Annotated in this window: 16 protein-coding genes; 5 read left to right on the top strand and 11 right to left on the bottom strand. The window is 65.0% G+C overall.

Annotation, left to right across the window (positions count from 1 at the left end; genetic code table 11):
- Window positions 1–27: 27 nt before the first annotated feature.
- From O987_RS24915 to O987_RS24935, 5 genes are all read right to left on the bottom strand, one after another.
- Window positions 28–1653, bottom strand: coding sequence for an MFS transporter (locus O987_RS24915; protein WP_034377291.1), 1626 nt, complete (start codon window positions 1651–1653; stop codon window positions 28–30).
- Entirely contained in the window at window positions 1643–2050 is a 408-nt protein-coding gene (locus tag O987_RS24920; RefSeq protein ID WP_034377293.1) for a DoxX family protein, read from the bottom strand. The genes O987_RS24915 and O987_RS24920 overlap by 11 nt, the downstream gene beginning before the upstream one ends.
- Before the next feature lie 2 nt (window positions 2051–2052).
- Window positions 2053–3942, bottom strand: a complete 1890-nt coding sequence (locus O987_RS24925) for an amidohydrolase (protein ID WP_043375437.1) — start codon at window positions 3940–3942, stop codon at window positions 2053–2055.
- Window positions 3943–4099: 157 nt separating this feature from the next.
- Window positions 4100–4777: an isochorismatase family protein gene (locus O987_RS24930; RefSeq protein ID WP_003050713.1), complete on the bottom strand. Its 678-nt coding sequence runs from the start codon at window positions 4775–4777 to the stop codon at window positions 4100–4102.
- Window positions 4778–4862: 85 nt separating this feature from the next.
- Window positions 4863–5582, bottom strand: a complete 720-nt coding sequence (locus O987_RS24935) for a pirin family protein (RefSeq protein WP_043375440.1) — start codon at window positions 5580–5582, stop codon at window positions 4863–4865.
- A 178-nt stretch (window positions 5583–5760) separates the two neighbouring features.
- On the opposite strand from O987_RS24935, the gene O987_RS24940 reads away from it, so the two are divergent.
- Window positions 5761–6663, top strand: a complete 903-nt coding sequence (locus O987_RS24940) for a LysR family transcriptional regulator (RefSeq protein ID WP_003050708.1) — start codon at window positions 5761–5763, stop codon at window positions 6661–6663.
- A gap of 110 nt (window positions 6664–6773) precedes the next feature.
- On the opposite strand, the gene O987_RS24945 is transcribed toward O987_RS24940, so the two are convergent.
- From O987_RS24945 to O987_RS24955, 3 genes are all read right to left on the bottom strand, one after another.
- Window positions 6774–7748, bottom strand: coding sequence for a Bug family tripartite tricarboxylate transporter substrate binding protein (locus O987_RS24945; protein ID WP_034377297.1), 975 nt, complete (start codon window positions 7746–7748; stop codon window positions 6774–6776).
- Window positions 7749–7848: 100 nt separating this feature from the next.
- On the bottom strand, window positions 7849–8877 hold the full coding sequence (locus O987_RS24950) for a TraB/GumN family protein (protein ID WP_050874042.1): 1029 nt from the start codon (window positions 8875–8877) through the stop codon (window positions 7849–7851).
- A gap of 18 nt (window positions 8878–8895) precedes the next feature.
- Window positions 8896–9966 carry a fumarylacetoacetate hydrolase family protein gene (locus O987_RS24955; protein ID WP_003050700.1) on the bottom strand — a complete coding sequence of 357 codons (1071 nt, stop codon included), beginning with the start codon at window positions 9964–9966 and terminating at the stop codon, window positions 8896–8898.
- 109 nt (window positions 9967–10075) lie between these two features.
- On the opposite strand from O987_RS24955, the gene O987_RS24960 reads away from it, so the two are divergent.
- The 3 genes from O987_RS24960 (at window position 10076) to O987_RS24970 (ending at window position 12626) form a co-directional block, all read left to right on the top strand.
- Window positions 10076–10867, top strand: coding sequence for an IclR family transcriptional regulator (locus O987_RS24960; RefSeq protein ID WP_003050698.1), 792 nt, complete (start codon window positions 10076–10078; stop codon window positions 10865–10867).
- A 25-nt stretch (window positions 10868–10892) separates the two neighbouring features.
- A complete protein-coding gene (locus O987_RS24965; RefSeq protein ID WP_043375442.1) occupies window positions 10893–12041 on the top strand; it encodes a DUF3108 domain-containing protein in 1149 nt (382 codons plus the stop codon).
- A gap of 285 nt (window positions 12042–12326) precedes the next feature.
- Window positions 12327–12626, top strand: a complete 300-nt coding sequence (locus O987_RS24970; RefSeq protein ID WP_003050692.1) for a DUF3567 domain-containing protein — start codon at window positions 12327–12329, stop codon at window positions 12624–12626.
- A gap of 84 nt (window positions 12627–12710) precedes the next feature.
- On the opposite strand, the gene O987_RS24975 is transcribed toward O987_RS24970, so the two are convergent.
- Both O987_RS24975 and O987_RS24980 read right to left on the bottom strand, forming a co-directional pair.
- Complete coding sequence (locus tag O987_RS24975; protein WP_043375446.1) at window positions 12711–12944, bottom strand: hypothetical protein; 234 nt, start codon at window positions 12942–12944, stop codon at window positions 12711–12713.
- Window positions 12945–12952: 8 nt separating this feature from the next.
- On the bottom strand, window positions 12953–14053 hold the full coding sequence (locus tag O987_RS24980; protein ID WP_043375449.1) for an AbrB family transcriptional regulator: 1101 nt from the start codon (window positions 14051–14053) through the stop codon (window positions 12953–12955).
- Window positions 14054–14200: 147 nt separating this feature from the next.
- On the opposite strand from O987_RS24980, the gene O987_RS24985 reads away from it, so the two are divergent.
- Entirely contained in the window at window positions 14201–15097 is an 897-nt protein-coding gene (locus tag O987_RS24985; RefSeq protein WP_043375450.1) for a ChaN family lipoprotein, read from the top strand.
- Window positions 15098–15121: 24 nt separating this feature from the next.
- Here the strand turns inward: O987_RS24985 and O987_RS24990 are convergent, their stop codons facing one another.
- Complete coding sequence (locus tag O987_RS24990) at window positions 15122–17824, bottom strand: GGDEF and EAL domain-containing protein (protein ID WP_003050681.1); 2703 nt, start codon at window positions 17822–17824, stop codon at window positions 15122–15124.
- Window positions 17825–17861: the final 37 nt, after the last annotated feature.

Here is a 17861-nt window from a genome sequence, read left to right on the forward strand (position 1 = left end):
AGCGATGAATGCCGATGCCAGCGCCGCTCAGTGGGCAGGGGACACCGTTGCCTGCTGGGCGCTGCGCGCATCGAGCGCCAGGAAGTGGTGGACCACGGGCTTGTCCGGCCCCTGGTGGTAGCGCAAAGCGGCGGCCTGCAGATCGGCGTCGGCCTTGGACACACGACCATGCTGGCGCAGATGCTCGGCCCAGGATTCAACCAGGAACCACTCGATCACCCGGCCCGGCTCACCAGTGTGCTCGGCCACGCCCCAGGCATAGGCACCGTCACGACGGCGCTCCTGGGCTACCTGCTGCATGGCTTGGAAAAAGGCGACCAGGTCTTGATTGGCAATCCGGTACTCGATCTGAATCATGACCGGACCACGGTCGTGGGCCAGGGGGTCGGCCAGCAAAGGCTCGGGCCAGTGGTTGGACGGCTGCAGATCGGCTTCGCCGGTGGGCAGCTTGACGCGGTGGAAGACCAGGGACACCAGCACCAGGCCCACGGCTCCGATCAGCAACGTGACCGGCAGTCCCAGCTGGCCGGCGATCAGGCCCCAGCCCAGGCTGCCCAGGGCCATGGCGCCGTTGAACACCATGAGGTAGATGGCAAGACCCCGGCCACGTACCCAGTTGGGCAACACCGCCTGGGCCACGCCGTTGAGCGTGGTCAGCGCAACAATCCAGCCCAGACCCAGCACCAGCATCAGCGCCACGGCAGCCCACTGGGGCGGCGCCAGGGTCAGCGCGCCCATGACCAAGGCCGTCACCACAGAAGCCAGCAACACCAGACCGTCGGTGTCGAGGCGCTTGCGCAGCTTGGGCAGCAGCACGGCCCCCAGGATGGCACCGGCACCTACGGCGCCCAGCATCACACCGTAGAAACCGGCCGTGCCACCCAGCATGCGGCGTGCCACCAGGGGAAGCAAGGCCCAGACCGAACTGGCGAACAGGAAAAAGACCGCAGCGCGCAGCAGCACCACATGCAGCTCGCGGCTGGCACGGGCATAGCGCACACCGGCCCGGAAGGCGCCGAAGAACTGCTCGTTGAGCGCCGAGGCCTCGGCCTTGGGACGTTTCCACCAGATGAGGGCGGCAATCACGAACACATAGCTGAGCACGTCGAGACCGTAGGCCGCAGCGGCGCCGAAACTGGCCAGCAGCAGGCCTCCGGCCGCCGGACCGATGGCACGGGCGATGTTGATGCCCAGGGAGTTCAGCGCCACGGCGCTCTTGAGCTCGCTGCGCGGCACCAGCTCGGGCACGATGGACTGCCAGGTCGGGCCCATGAGGGCGGCACCGATGCCGCCTACAAAGGTCAGGGCCACGAGATACTCCACGGTCAGCGTGTTCGTCTGGGCCAGCACCAGCAGCGTGCCGCTGACGGCGCCCAGCAGCACCTGCACGCCGATGAGGAAACGGCGCCGGTCCAGGATGTCGGACAGCACACCGGCGGGAATGGCCAGCAGGAAGACGGGCAGCGTGGCCGCCGTCTGGATCAGCGCGACGGCCGTGGGGCTGGAAGAGAGTTCCGTCACCATCCAGGCGCTGGCCACATCGCGCATGAAGCTGCCGATATTGCCCAGCACCGTGGCGGCCCACAGCACAGCAAAGACGGGGATGGCCAGGGGCGCAAAGCTGCCCGAGGCGGTTTTTGGGCTATCCGGCATGGGAGCCTCCGAGATCGTGCCAGGCGACGAGCAACATGCCGCCGACCAGGCCCCAGTGTTCAAAAAATGCATTGGCAGCACGCTGGCGATCGGCCTGCGACGCTGCCCAGAAACGGTCGGCCAGCAAGGCTGCCAGCACGGTGAATCCGGCCAGGGCCAGGGCCCCCAGCCAGCGGTACCAGCCCGTGATGATCAGGACCGAGCCCGCTAGCTGCAGCACCAGGGTGGTCGCTGCGACGGGGGCGGCCGGGGTCAGACCCAGAGCCTTCACCTCGGCTACAGCGCCGCGAAAATCCCGCGCCTTGCGCCAGCCCCCCTGCAGGTAGGCCGCGCACAGGCACAACAGGGCCAGCGACTGCACCCAGGGTGCGGTGGCAGCGGAACGCAGCGCGTCCATGCTCAGACCGCCCAGCAGGCGCAGCCCAGGGCGCCCCAGAAGCCCTTGAGATCAGCCACGGGCAGCTTGCTGCTCCAGGCCGTGGCGTGGGCATGGCCGTGCATGTTGCAGCTGCTGGCGCAACCGCAGTTTGCTGCCGCGTTGCGCATCACGGACTGCAGCGGCGCACCTTCCTGCACACCCCAGGCGCCATAGCCCTTGAAGGTGCGCACGGGCGACCAGTCGGGCATGGCCAGGGGCGGGGCCGATTCATCGAAGTCGGCGAAGGCACCAGCGCCGTAGACCACCTTGCCGCCCACCACGGTGAGCAGGGCCGAGGTGTCGGCGATGTCGGACTCGGGGCAGGCGAAGAAGTCGCGGTCGGGCACGATGAGGTCGGCCAGCTGGCCCACCTGGATACGGCCCTTCTTGCCCTGTTCGTTGCTGAACCAGGTGACGTTTTCGGTCCACATGCTCAGGGCCTGGTCGCGGGTCAGGCAATTGCGCTCAGGCGTAAGCTGCAGGCCGCCCACGGTCTTGCCTGTGACGAGCCAGGACAGCGAGACCCAGGGGTTGTAGCTGGCGACACGGGTGGCATCGGTGCCGGCGGACACGTTGACGCCCTTTTCCAGCATGCGCTTGACCGGAGGCGTGGCCTCGGCCGCGGCAGCGCCGTAGCGCTCGACGAAATACTCGCCCTGGTAGGCCATGCGGTGCTGCACGGCCACACCGCCGCCCAGGGCCGCGATGCGGTCGATGGACTTTTCGGAGATGGTTTCGGCGTGGTCGAAGAACCAGTTCAGGCCGGCCAGGGGGATGTCTTCATTGACCTTCTCGAACACATTGAGGGCGCGGTCGATGGTCTCGTCGTAGGTGGCGTGCATGCGCCAGGGCCAGCGGTTCTGGGCCAGGATGCGCACCACTTCTTCGAGCTCGCCTTCCATGCCGGGAGCCAGCTCCGGCTGGGGCTGGCGGAAGTCCTCGAAGTCGGCGGCCGAGAAAACCAGCATCTCGCCCGCGCCGTTGTGGCGGAAGTAGTCCGTGCCCTGCTTGTACTGCGAGCTGGAGGTCCAGCGCAGAAAGTCGTCCTTCTCTTCCTTGGGCTTTTGTGTGAACAGGTTGTAGGCCAGGCGGATGGTGAGCTGGTCGGCATCGGCCAGCTCCTGGATCACGTCGTAATCGTCGGGGTAGTTCTGCATGCCACCACCCGCGTCGATGGCGCCGGTCACGCCCAGGCGGTTGAGTTCACGCATGAAGTGGCGCGTGGAATTGACCTGGTAGTCGCGCGGCAGCTTGGGGCCCTTGGCCAGCGTGGCGTAGAGGATGGACGCATTGGGCTTGGCCAGCAGCAGGCCCGTGGGGTTGCCGGCGCTGTCGCGCAGGATCTGGCCACCGGGCGGCTCGGGCGTGTCCTTGGTGTAGCCCACGGCGCGCAGGGCGGCGGCGTTGAGCAGGGCTCGGTCGTACAGATGCAGGATGAAGACCGGGGTGTCGGGTGCCACGGCATTCAGCTCGGCCAGCGTGGGCAGGCGCTTTTCCACGAACTGGTGCTCGGTGAAACCGCCCACCACGCGCACCCACTGGGGCGCAGGGGTCACGTCCACCTGGGCCTTGAGCATGGCCATGGCGTCGGTCAGGCTCTTGACGCCGTCCCAGCGCAGTTCCATGTTGAAGTTCAGGCCGCCGCGGATCAGGTGCAGGTGGTTGTCGATGAGCCCGGGCAGCGCACTGCGCCCGCCCAGATCGATGCGCTTGGTCTGCGGGCCGGCCAGGGGCAGGACCTCGCGGTCGCTGCCGACGGCGCTGAAGCGGCCCTGGCTCACGGCCACGGCCGTGGCCGTGGGGTTGCTGCGGTCCAAGGTGGTGAAGCGGCCGTTGAACAGGATCAGGTCGGGGGTGGTGGGCTGGGTCATGGTGTGCCTAGGGGGTGTCAGCAACGCAAAGAAGGGAGGAAAAGGCCGACGAGAGCGCAAAAAAGGAAGACTGGGGCCGAGGACCTCAGCCGTACTTGCGTACGGCGAGGACCACAGGCGCAGGAGACGGCCGCGCAGCAGGCCCCTGCCGCTTTTTTCAGCCTTCGTGGGCGCCGAACATGGTCTTGGCGTAGGTGATGCCGATGCCGTAGCCGCCGCCCAGCTTCTTGGCGATCCCCGTGGTCATGTCATAGGTCTCGGTGCGGGCCCAGTCGCGCTGCATTTCCAGCAGGTACTGCAGCGACGTGATGGGCTGGGCGCCGGCCTGCACCATGCGGTCCATGGCGCGGTTGTGCGCTTCGGTGGAGATGTCGCCACAGGCATCGGCGATCACAAAGACCTCGAAACCCTGGTCCAGGGCCGACAGGGCCGGGCCGACGATGCACACGCTGGTCCACAGGCCGGCCAGCACGATGCGGGGCTTGCCGATCTCGTTGACCTTGTTGATCACGGCCTGGTCTTCCCAGGTGTTCATGGAAGTGCGATCCAGCAGGGCCTGGCCAGGGAAAGGCGCGGTCACTTCCTCGAACATGGGGCCGGAGAAGCTTTTTTCGGCCACGGTGGTCAGGATGGTGGAAGCACCGAAGCCTGCTGCGGCCGAAGCGACCAGGGCGGCGTTGGAGCGCAGCTGCACGGGATCGATGGAGTGCGTGGCAAAGGCCATCTGCGACTGGAAGTCGATCATGATCAGCGTGTGGTCATGGGGGTTGAGCAGCTTGGCACCGGGCTTGGCGACGGCGACGGGACGGGCGATGGAAGCGTTGGCATTGGTCATGGTGAAACTTCTGGGTAAAAGGTGAGCGAGAGGCTGCAGGGAAAACAAGAAAGCAGGATGAAAACCGGGGTGTGAAAACTGTTGCTTACAAGGTGGGCAGTTCGCGGGGGCGCAGATCAAAGACCAGCACCTCGGCGCCTTCACCGTGGTCGAAGCGCAGAGCCCCGGCGTTGCGGATGCGGGCGCCGTCGCCTTCGGACAGGCGCTCACCGTTCACGCTGATGCTGCCGCGTGCCACATGCACATAGACATGGCGGTCGGGACCCACATCGAGTTCGGCGGATTCAGCGCCATCGAACAGGCCGGCATAGACCCGGGCGTCCTGGCGCACGGCCAGGGTGCCGTCTGCGCCTTCGGGGGCGATGATCAGGCGCAGGCGGCCGCGCTTGTCGGCATCATCCACATGGACCTGCTGATAGCGTGGGCCGGCGCCGCGTTCGGCGGGCACGATCCAGATCTGCAGAAAGTGCACCGGGTCCTGGGCCGAGTGGTTGAATTCGCTGTGCTCCACGCCGGTGCCGGCGCTCATCATCTGCACATCGCCGGGACGGATCACCGAGCCCGTGCCCATGGAGTCCTTGTGCTCCAGGGCGCCGTCGAGCACATAGGAGAAGATTTCCATGTCGCGGTGGCCGTGGGTGCCGAAGCCCTGACCGGGGGACACATGGTCGTCATTGATGACCAGCAGATCCGAAAAGCCTTGCTGATTGGCGTCGCGGTAGTGGCCGAAGGAGAAGGTGTGACGCGATTGCAGCCAGCCATGGTTGGCGCGACCGCGGTGGTTGGATGGGCGAACTTCAAGCATTTCTATCTCCTAAACAATCGATGGCATTCACACTTCCTGCTGCTGGCCTGCCTGCCTTTTTCTGCTGCAATCCGTGTGGCGATGAATGAAGTATCCGCGGCCTGATATGCGGTTATGCTGAAAGAAAATCTTCTCAATCATCGATAATTTCGATGATTGTTTTTCAGGCACATCCAATATGCTCAAACTCTCCCTGGAAGCCATCGAACTGGTGGACACCATTGCGCGCCACGGCTCGTTCGCTGGTGCGGCAGAGCGCCTGCACAAAGTACCGTCGACCATCTCCTATGCCGTGTCCAAGCTCGAGGAACAACTGGGCCTGAACCTGTTTGTGCGCAACGGCCCGCGCGTCAGTCTCACGCCAGCAGGCGAGGAACTGCTCAAGGAAGGGCGCTGGCTGCTGGCAGCCGCGCGTCAGCTCGAATCTCGGCTGCGCCAGATCGCCACGGGATTCGAGACCGAGGTGCGCCTGGTGCATGACTCGTTGATCCCCACCAGCGCCTTCGGCGCCGACATTCAGGCCTTCGAGGCGCTGAACAGCGGCACGCGTCTGCGCATCGGCAGCGAGACGCTGACCGGTACCTGGGAAGCCTTGCGCGAAGGCCGGGCCGACCTGATCGTGGCGGCAGGCGAAGGCCCTGCCGGCGGCGGCCACAAGGCCGTGGCCGTGGGCCAGCTCGATTTCGTGTTCTGCGTGACGGCCAGCCATCCGCTGGCGCGCTTGGGCCGCCCACTGGCGCGCAGCGACCTGCTGGAACACACCGCCGTGGTGGTGGGGGACGGCGCGCGCTCGCTGACCGACCGCACCGTGGGCCTGCTCACCGGCCAGCGGCGCATCACCGTGCCGAGCATGCAGGCCAAGATCGAATGCCAGGCCGCCGGGCTGGGCCACGGCTTTGTGCCGCGCGCCTGCGTGCGTGTGGAACTGGAGACCGGCGTGCTGGTGGAACTGGCGGTGGAAGAGCCGCGTCCGCCCGAAACCTTCTGGCTGGCCTGGCGCAGCGATGCCCGCGGCCGGGCCCAGCAATGGTGGCGCGAGCGCCTCAGCCGTCCACTGCTGCCGGGCATACTGCCCTATTGAAAACGGCCCTGCAACTCAAGGAGGCAGGGCCGTGGTGATGCGAGCCGACGAGGTCTGCGGCAACGGCTCACGCCATGCCCAGGACCTCGCGAAGCTCAGGGAAGGAACGATCAGTCCAGCTTCACGCCAGCCGTCTTGATGACCTCACCCCAACGCTTGGCTTCGGTGCGTGCCAGCTGGTGGAACTGCTCGGGCGTGCCGGGCAGGGCTTCCATGCCGAAGTCGGCCATGCGCTTGACCACGTCGGGATCCTTGAACGCTTTTTGCAGGTCTGCATTGAGGCGCTGCACGATGACTGGCGGCAATCCCTTGGGACCCAGAATGCCCTGGAAGGCGTAGACCTCGGAATCCTTGAGACCCAGCTCGGCCAGCGTAGGCACGTTGGGAAGATTGGGCACGCGCTTGGCCGTGCCTATGGCCAGGGCTCGCACCTTGCCGGACTGAATCACGGGCAGGCCCGATGCCAGATCCAGGAACATGCAAGGCACCTGACCGCCCATCACATCGGCCAGCGCGGGCGCAGCGCCCTTGTAGGGAATATGGGTCAGGCTGGTGCCGGTGCGGTTCTTGAACAGCTCCATGGCCAGATGGTGGGGCGAGCCATTGCCGGGTGAGGCGTAGTTGAGCTTGCCGGGGTTGGCCTTGGCATAGGCCAGGAATTCCTTGAAGTCCTTGGCTTCGAATGCGGGGTTGACCACCAGCGCCATGGGGAAGCGGCTGATGCCGCCCACATAGGTGAAATCCTTGTCGGGGCTGAAGGGAAGCTTGCTGAACAGGTGTTCGTTGAAGGCCAGGATGGCGTTGTCGGCCGACATGATGGTGTAGCCATCGGGCTTGGCCGAGGCAACGAGCTGGCCTCCGATATTGGTCGAGGCACCTGGACGGTTGTCCACCACGATGGTCTGGTTCAGCGTCTTGCGCATGGACTCGGCCACGGTACGGGCCAGCACATCGGTGCCGCCTCCGGGTGGGTAGGGAACGACCCAGCGCACGGGGTTGGCGGGCCAATCCTGCGCCATGGCAAAGGGGGATGCGGCAGCAGCCGAGCTGGCTGCCATGGCAGCCAGGAATTGACGACGATCCATCGTTTGTCTCCTTGAGGGTGATGTAGGGGGTTGTGGAATGATTTTTGGACCCCGCCAAGCTGCCTGCTTTTTTAGAATTGATAGCAGCTTGCGCTTGTCTCTATTCGGTTTGAAGTGCTTTTGACTTCGATTCCTGTTTGGCTGGCGGCTTGAATCTCACACGCTCGACCTGATAGCCTTTTTGCCGCAGCAACTCGGGCAAGCCCATGGACCCGACCATATGCAGCGCGCCCACGGCAGCAAACACCGTCTTGCCCTGCTTGAGCTGGTTCGCAATGCCTTGCGCCATGCCGGGATTGCGTCCCTCCATCAGGCGCGCGTATTTGAGCCGGTCACGCTCGGTCTTGATGCAGTCACACCAATCGGCATAGTTCTCCAGCGTTTCCTCATTGCCGCTGGCCCAGATGTTCGCCAGCTGTTGCAGGGTTTGCGGGGACTTGGGATCTTCGAGCTGCTCAAGCCCGTCACGCACGCTTTCCCGGACCTCCGCGGGGTCGTCGGAAAGCAGCTCCCGGAGCTGGGTCTGGACCGACTCCAGCCCCAGCACGGGCTTGTGCAGCGCCTGGGCCATGCCCGCCAGCAAAAGGTCGGCGCCAAACTCGGCCATCAGCCCCTGCTTGCGCCCCAGTTGACTGACCAGCCCCAGCAACTGGGCATCCGGGCGCTCCGCGCTCAGGTGTTCGGCACAGGCTCGCTTTCGCTGCAGCGCCAGCCGGGCCTCCAGATCTGCGGGCAGTGCGGGGGCGTCGGCACGGGCCTTGAAACCCTCACTCAACTGCTGCATGACCTGCGGATTCAGCAAATCCAGCTCCAGCGCCAGCAGGTCTGCCCTATACATGGAGCGCACAATGGTGCGGCCGGGCAGCATCCATTCCCGCTTGCCCACATGCAAGGTGCCGTACAGCCAGCTGGTGCGCTCGCCATCCTGCACGCGCCAGAGCAGACCCCTGTCCTGCATATGGGCAGCCATGGCCTGCACTTCGGCCTGTGTAGGCGGGCTGAAGGGCGGCGGGCAGCCTCCTTCGGGCTCGGCCGCCATGCACAGGCCCGCACACAGTGCGAGCAACGCGGCCGGCACGGCCTTCAGCGAGGGCCTGCGGCGAGGCAGATTCAGACTTGGCATGGGCATGGCTGCTGCGTCGCGGCTTCAGTCCTCGGAGGCATTCAAGGACTGGCCCTGCGGCTCGTCATCCCTGCTGCTGCCGGGCGGCGCAATGTTCTGATCGATGGCACCGAAGATGCTCTGCCCATCCTTGCCCTTCATCTCGATGCGGATGGTGTCGCCGAACTGCATGAACTCGGTCTTGGGCGCGCCGTCCTGAATGGTTTCTATGCAGCGCTTTTCGGCGATGCAGCTATAGCCCTTGGGCCATTCCGTGCGCTTGTTCTTGCCGCTGCCGGTCTCCACGCCCTTGTTGCTCACCGTGCCGCTGCCCACGATGGAGCCGGCACGTACATTGCGGGTCTTGGCGATATGGGCGATCAGCTGGCCGAAGTGAAAAGTCATCTCCTCGCCCGCATCGCACATGCCGACCTTGCGGCCGTTCCAGGTGCTCTGCAGCGTCAGATGCAGACGGCCGCTCTTCCAGGCATCGCCCAGTTCGTCCAGTGTCACGGCCACGGGGCTGAAAGCCGTGGCGGGCTTGCTCTGGAAGAAACCGAAGCCCTTGGCCAGTTCGCCGGGAATCAGATTGCGCAGACTCACGTCGTTGGCCAGCATGACCAGACGGATGCCGTCCAGCGCATCTCTCGCGTCCGTGCCCATGGGCACATCGCCGGTGACGACGGCAATCTCGGCCTCGAAGTCAATGCCCATGGCCGTGCTGGGCACGATCACATCGTCGCAGGGGCCGATGAAGTCATCGCTGCCGCCCTGGTACATCAGCGGATCGGTGTAGAAGTTGGCCGGCACCTCGGCATTGCGCGCCTTGCGCACCAGCTCCACATGGTTGATGTAGGCCGAGCCATCGGCCCACTGATAAGCTCGCGGCAGCGGGGCCATGCAGCGCCGGGGATCGAAGGGGAAGGCATGGCGGGCCTTGCCATGATTGAGCTCGTGCGACAGATCCTGCAGCTGGGGCGCCATATAGCTCCAGTCGTCCAGCACCTGCTGCATACGGTTGGCAATGCCGGTGGCATAGCAGGCCTGGCTCAGGTCACGCGAGACCACGACCAGTTGCCCATCACGCGAGCCATCCTTGTACGTTGCCAGTTTCATTCTCTGTCCCTCTGCTCGCGGCAGCGGTGCTGGCACAATGCCTGACAACGCTAGCCAAAATTACGATTGGTTAAATTGATTTAACTAAACAAAACACGATTCTATTGCAATGGAAAAGGAACGCGCAGGGATTCAGTCGGTCGAAGTGGGTTTCTCCCTCATTGAGGCGCTGGCACAGGCCAGCGGACCGCTGATGCTCAAGGATGTCGCCGCTGCCGCCGGCATGAGTGCCGCCAAGGCTCACCGCTATCTGGTGAGCTTTCAGCGCATCGGTCTGGTGGCGCAGGACGAGCGCAATTCGCGCTACGACCTGGGCCCTGCGGCGCTGAAGATCGGCCTGGCATCGCTGGCCCGCCTCGACCCCGTGCGTCTGGCGCGTGAGCGCATTCCGGCGCTGCTCGAGACCCTGAACCACACGCTGGCCATCGCCGTCTGGGGCAACCATGGCCCGACCATCGTGCATTGGGAGGAGTCGGCGCAATCCGTCACCGCCAATCTGCGCCTGGGCGACGTCATGCCCATGCTGGCCTCGGCCACGGGCCGCTGCTTTGGTGCCTGGCTGCCGCGCGAAATGACGGCGCCGCTGCTGGAGCCCGAAATCGAGCGCGCCCGCAAGGCCAAACGCCAGGATCTGCCCCAGACCGAGGAGGCCGTGGCGGACATGCTGGCCGAAGTGCGCGAGCGCGGCACGGCCCGCGTGGTCGATACCGTGCTGCCGGGCATTGTGGCCTTTTGCGTGCCGGTCTTCGACGCATCCGGCCATATCGTGCTGGGCCTGATGACCCTGGGCTCGCTGGCGACTTTCGACCCCGACTATGGTGGAGCCATAGACGCGCCGCTGCAGGCGGCTGCCCGCCAGCTCTCCAGCGACCTGGGCTGGCGCGCCGATTCCAGCCACTGAAACCCGCAATCTCCGATCCACGTTCATGGGCCGCACTCCTCAGGCAAGTCAGGCACGCAAAGCGCTGCTGCCCATCACCGGTGTGGTGCTGGCAGCCCACGGGCTGCTGCTCTGGGGACTGCCGGAGCCTAGCCCTGCGAACAGGCCTGCCGACGCCCAGATCGTGATGGAGACGCGCATGCTGCAAGCGCCCCCTCCTCCCCCGCCACCGCCTGCGGCACCCAAACCGGCTGCGCCGCCGGCGTCCAAGCCCCGGGTTGCGCCCCGGGCGCCAGCGCCGCCCCCCGTGCCCACGCCCATACCGGGCGAGCAGGATTCCGCACCAAATCCGCATCCAGCTCAGGAGGCACAAGCGCAAGCAGTTCCTGAAACAGAAGCAGTTGCCAATACGGAGCAGCCCGCTGCTGCAGAACCGGCACCAGAGCCTGCAACCGAGCCAGCCGAGGCGCATGGCGCAGACACGGCCCGCCCCATTACGGTCACGCCCGCAGGCAGCGCGCCACTGCCGCCTGGCGCCGTGCTGCCCGTCACCCTGCCCAACTCCGCCATGCTGGAGTTCAATGCCTCGGGTCAGGTCAAGGGTTTTCAATACTCGGCCGGCGCCCAGCTGCAGTGGCAGCATGACGGTCAGTACTACCAGGCCAGGCAGTCGATCAGCATGTTCCTGTTGGGCGAACGCGCCCAGACCAGCGAAGGGCTGATCACGCCCAAGGGCCTGCAACCACTCAATTTCAGCGACATGGGGCGCAGAACCCAGTCTGCAGCCTTTGACGTGGCCAGCGGCAAGGCGCACTACAGCGGCGGGCAGACCGATGCAGCCATTGGCGACGGCGTGCAGGACCGCCTCAGCGTCTTTCTGCAGCTTTCGGCCCTGATGGCTGCCGGCCCCGAAAAATACCCGCCAGGCACACTGATAGAGCTGACCACCAGCAGCGCACGCTCGGCAGTGCGCTGGCAGTTCCGCGTAGGTGCCAGCGAGGCGCTGGAGCTGCCGTTTGGCAGCGTCATGGCGCTGCGCCTGGACAAACTGCCCGGCAAAAGCAGCAGCGACCAGCGCGGCTCGGTCTGGCTGGCTCCTGCCATGCAATACCTGCCCGTGCGCATCAAGCTCAGCCAGGGCCAGGATGACTTTGTCGATCTGCAGCTCAAGAAATATCAGCCCGCCCCGCAATAGCCCGGAGTGTCGCCTCCTGGCGTAAACCCCAGGGCTACCGCATCAAAAGCGCTCACTTACCTTCCAGCCAAGGCCTGCAACCTGCACCGGCTCGGGCTGAACGCTGTCGCAGCGCTCAAGGACTTGCCTACTACAGCTTGGGAAAACCAGTTGCCCACAGCCATGTCAAATCCATGGAATACTGTGCTCAAGTGCCAAGAGCAGGCATTTCCACCTTGAAATGCGGCACCCTGCCGCCATATCCATGGCAGGCATGCTCATAACGGAAGTGAAAGGAGGAACACCATGCAAATGCTTTACGACTCTGAATCCTTTGCGGTGCTCCATCTGCGTCCCGATATGGAGGCAGACGTTCCGGCAGGCACAGCCAAGGCCGAGATCCAGCAGGCCCATCAACTGCCGCGCCACGGCTTCGAGATCGTGGACAAGCGCTCGGGCAAGGAGGTGTATCTGGACGGCTCCTGGGCCGAAATGTTCCAGAAACAGATCCTCGCCTGGCAGCAGGACGCCCCCACCGAAGAGGAGGTGGAGGAAATTCTCGACACCTATACGGGCCTGGCCCAGCAGCCGGTCATCATTCACTGAAGACCTTACAAAAAGCCACTCGGAAGAGTGGCTTTTTTAATGCCTGAAAACACGCCTTAGTGCTTATCAGGAAAGCACGAGTCGCTATGACTTTCTGCACAGCAGCATCAACGCGCTGGCAGGCAGCATGCAGCCGAAAAAACCCAGCAGCCACCCTGCCGCGCCCAGCGCCAGCCAGTGCCCCCAGTCAATGCCTTGCTCTGCGCAGTGAATCTCGCATTGGGGATTGTGGTCCCAGGCCATCCACATCAGAAGTCCGGCCAGCAGCAGGCCCGCACAGACACTGATGATCAGACAGAGCCTCCAGCGCTTTTGCATGCTGCGGGTTATGACTGCGTCATCGGCGGCGCACTGCTCAGCCAGCGGTAAAGCAGCGCCACCAGCAACAGCACGGCAATCAGCCGGCAGACCTGGAAGGCCGTGACCACGGGCACGCCCAGCTGCAGCACCTTGGCGGTGATGGCCATCTCGGTAATGCCGCCTGGCGATGTGCCCAGCAGCAAGGTCACCCAGGGCAGGCCTGTGGCACCGTGCAGCAGCCAGGCGAATCCCGCGCAAACTGCCATCAGCCCCACGGTACCGAGCGCCACCATGCCCAGCCAGCGCGGCGCCGTGTGCAGGAACTCACGGCGAAAGCGCACCCCCAGGCTGACGCCGATCACCAGCTGGGCGGCATTCATCAGCCATTGGGGCACGGCGGACAGCTCCAGGCCTGCCATGGTCAAGCCCATGGATACGGCCAGCGCACCGAGAAACCAGGGGTTGGCACGCCTGAGCTTGAGCATCAGCAGCGCCCCCGCGCCAGTGGCCAGAACCAGCCAGGCAAAGCCCGGCCATTGCACATTGCGCACGCTGGGCAGCGTCAGGCTAGGGTCACCCTGCAGACCCGCCCATTGCAGGGCAAAGGGAATGCTCACCGTGACTATCACCAGCCGCAGGCTGTGCGCCGCTGCCACCAGATCGGTGCGTGCATGCTCGCGCTCGGCCAGCAACGTCATCTCCGAGGCCGCGCCTATCGCGCCAGAGAAGTAGGTCGTGGCACGCAAGCGCTTTTCGTCCATGCCCCGTTGCCCCAGCATGGAGGCTGCCTGCACCCGATACAGCCAGCGCCCGAAGCCCCAGCCCAGCAGCAAGGCCCAGGCAATGGCCAACGCAATCGCCCACCACAGGCCGGCCACCAGCTCGGTCACGGCAGGCGTGAAATACAGGCCCAGTGCGCCGCCTATCGTCCACTGCCCAAGATCACGCAGCCTGGCCCAGCTTTGGGTGGGCGCTCCACCCATCGATAGCAGGGAGATGGAAATCAGCGGCCCCAGCATCCACGGCAGCGGCGTATGCAGCATCAGACAGAGCTGGGCGGCCAGCCAGGCCAGCAGCAGGGTGACGGCCACACGGGCCAGAAACGCGGGGGGAAGCAATACGGACATGTGCACGGGAATCCGGCAAGGCACGACAATGGACGCGCGACAGGGGCAATGCCCCGCAGTATCGCGGCAAAACTCGGTGGGCAAAGCCGGTACGAAATCTACAGCTACGAAGCCATGCCCCGTCTTAGACGAATGCAATCAGCTCATATGTGGACTTTCATTTCTGCGGCGCAGCCGCGCCAGCGTCTCAATCCTTTGGCCCTGACGGCTCTTGCCGGCGCCCTGCTGCTGGGCGGCTGCGCCCATCAAAGCGCTCAGCGAACCAGCGATGCCGAGTGGCAGCAGACACTGGGCCAGTGGGCGGGAACACCGCTCATCCTGCTCGGCGAGCAGCATGACCAGATCGCCCATCACCAGTGGGAAGCCGCTACCGTGCGCCACCTGGCAGCGCAAGACAGGCTCGCGGCCCTGGTGGTCGAGATGGCGCCCGCAGGCGGCAGCACCCGGAGCCTGCCGGCATCGGCCAGCGACGAGGAGGTGAAGGCCGCGCTGCAATGGGCCCAGGGCGGCGGCCCGGGCGGCTGGCCATGGCAGGACTATGGTCCGGTGGTGATGGCTGCCGTGAAGGCAGGCGTGCCCGTGCTTGGCGGCAATCTGCCGCGCACCCGCATGAAGCAGGCCATGGGCGAGTCCCGCTACGACGCACACCTGCCGGCCGCAGGCTGGCAGGTGCAGCTCGACGCCATCAAGGATGGCCACTGCGGCCTGCTGCCCGAATCGCAGTTAGCGCCCATGGCCCGCATTCAGCTGGCCCGCGACGAAGCCATGGCCAGGGTGACGGAAACAGCGGTGCGCGAGCTGGGCCAGCCCGGCAAAAGCGTGCTGCTGGTAGCGGGCCGTGGTCATGTGCGCAGCGATATCGGCGTGCCGACCTGGCTGCCTGCCGACTTCAAGCAAAAAGTGGCCATAGCCCAATCAGACAAAGCACAGACTGCTACCGCAATGAAAGCAGACAAGCAGCTGACACTTGAAGGCAATGCCTCCGAGGATCAATGCCAGCAACTGCGCGATCAATGGAAAAACAGGCCCGCGCCCAAGCCTTGACGGCTGCTGCCGGGCTGGTGATCCTCAGTCCGCAGTCGCGACAGCCACCAGCGGCTGCCCCTCGCGGGTCTGTTCCAGCAGGCGCGTGAAGTCTTCGGCCGGCAAGGGCCGGCTGCAGAAATAGCCCTGAAAGTAGTCGCAGCCCTTTTGCTGCAGGAAGCTCAGTTGCTCCTGGGTTTCCACGCCTTCGGCCAGGACCTTCAGGCCCATGGCATGACCGAGGGCAATGACCGAGCTGCTGATGGTCATATCGTCCGCGCTGTGCGGAATGTCGCGGATAAAGCCCTGATCGATCTTGAGCAGATCGAGCGGGAAGCGCTTGAGGTGCGCCAGCGACGAATAGCCGGTGCCAAAGTCATCAATGGCCAGGCGAAGGCCCAGCTCGCGCAGGCGGTTGAGCACGGCCAGTGCCTCCTCGGGCTTTTCGGCCAGTGCGCTTTCGGTGATTTCCAGCTCCAGCAGACTGGCCGGAAAGCCCGACTCGGCCAGCGCCCTGGCCGTGGCACCGGCAATATCGGTCAGCAAAAACTGATGCAGCGAGACATTGACCGCAATCGTCAGATCGGGCAGGCCTGCGGCACGCCATTGCTGGCCCTGACGACAGGCCTCGCCCAGCACCCACAGGCCCAGCGGACCGATGACGCCCGAATTTTCCGCCACGGTGATGAAGCGGGCCGGAGAGATCAGGCCGTCCTCGGGGTCCAGCCAGCGCACCAGGGCTTCCGCCCCCATCAGGCGTCCCGTCGCCAGATCGATCTGCGGCTGGTAGTGCAAGCGCATATGACCGAGATCCAGCGCACGGCGCAGACGCGCCTCCATGGCCAGGCGCTCGCGGGCGGCCTGAGTCATGTTTTCATGGAAGAAGCACCAGGCATTGGAGCCCCTGGCCTTGGCCCCATAAACCGCCGCATGGGCACCCTGCAGCAGATCGCCGGCCGTCAGCGCATGCTCGGGGTACAGACAGATGCCGGCACTGACACTCACCACCACGGACAGCCCGTCCGGCGTGGTCCAGGGCTGGCCGGCAGCTGCCATCAGGCGCTCGGCCACCTCCACCGCACTGTCACGGCCGCATATGGATTGGGCCACCACGCAGATTTCATCGCCCGCCAGGCGGCCAATGATGTCGCCGTGGCGCAAAGCGCCCTGCATCTGCACAGCCACATGCCTGAGCACCTCGTCGCCGATGGAGTGGCCATAGCTGTCGTTCACGTCCTTGAAGCGGTCGATATTGAACAGCAGAACGGCCATGCGGAGGTTGTTGCTCTGGCTCAGCGCCACCGCCTCGCCCAGCATGCGCGTGAACTGCGCACGGTTTGGCAGACCGGTCAAGGTGTCGCGATGGGCGAGGAAATCCAGCTGCTGCTCGCGCGCCTTCTCGGCCGAGATGTCGGTAAACATGCAGACGTAATGCGTCACCTTGTCGTTCGCGTCCCTGACCGCGCTCAGCGACATGCGTTCGGGAAAGACCTCTCCGTTCTTGCGCCTGTTCCAGATTTCACCCTGCCAGTGCCCGGTGGCATGCATGCTGGCCCACATGGCATCGTAGAAGGCCTTGTCATGCCGGCCAGACTTGAACATGCGCGGCGTCTTGCCCAGCATTTCGGCCTCGGAAAAGCCCAGCAGCCGCGTGAAAGCATGGTTGACCGAGAGAATGCGGCTGTTTGCATCAGTCACCACCACGCCCTCGATGGTGTTGTCCACCACGGTGGAAGCCAGACGGCTGCGCTCATCGGCTTCGCGACTCGCGGTCTGATCGGAGAGCAGGCCCGAGATACGTATCAGACGTCCGCTCGCATCCCTGTGTGCCTGACCGCGTGCGCGGAACCAGCGGTACAGACCGTCGAAGCACAGCAGACGCGCCGTCAGCACCAGCATGCTGCCCTGCTCCAGCGCCTGCTCGGCCTGGGCGCGCGCCGTTGCCGCATCTTCGGGATGCAGGCGCTGGTGGAAATCGAATTCGCGGGCCAGATCCTGACCCTGGTAGCGCAGCAAGGCGCTCATGCCCGTGGAGAAGTTCAGCCGCCGCTCCAGCGCATCCCATTCCCACACGCCATTGCCGCTGCCTTCCAGCGCCAGACGCAGCATGGTCTCGCTGCGCATCATGGCATTGCGCGCGCTGACCATCTCGCTCAGGTCCTGCAGCACGCAGACCAGGGCTACCGGCCCTCCCACCCCCGACGCCGCCACGCGGCTGGTGGTGCACAGCACGGGCGTGACCTTGCCGGTTTCGGCATTCACGCACTGGCGCAGCACCTGAAAGTAGTCAGTGCTGCCGTCGAGCAGGCGCTGCAGCTGCAGAACCACCTCGTCCCGGTCATGGACCGGCACCAGCACCCGAAAATCCTGGCCGCGCAGCGATTCCACGCTTCGGCCCAGCCAACCCGCCAGCTTGGCATTGGCCCAGACAATCTCGGCCCCGCCCACGTGCACGCGGGCCATGCCGGCCGGTGCGTGGCGCACCACCAGCTCCAGCTCCTGTGCAGTCTCCCGGCCACGCTGGTCAGCGCGCGTCTTGCGCTGCATGAACCAGAGTGCGACCAGCGCGGTCGCCAGCAACCAAACAATGAACAGGCCTATCTGCCAACGCAGCGACTGTCGATTCAGCGATACATCAAAATAGTTGAGCACACCTGCCTGTGCCCCCAACCACAGCATCCCGGCACACAGATAGAGGGCGACAATCACCCTGGGTGTGAGCGCAGAATGCCCCTCCTCGCTTTTCATGAATTTCCTTTGTCCGCAGGGTCCTCGCCTTGCTGCG

It is taken from the genome of Comamonas testosteroni TK102 (assembly GCF_000739375.1).
GTDB lineage: Bacteria > Pseudomonadota > Gammaproteobacteria > Burkholderiales > Burkholderiaceae_C > Comamonas > Comamonas brasiliensis.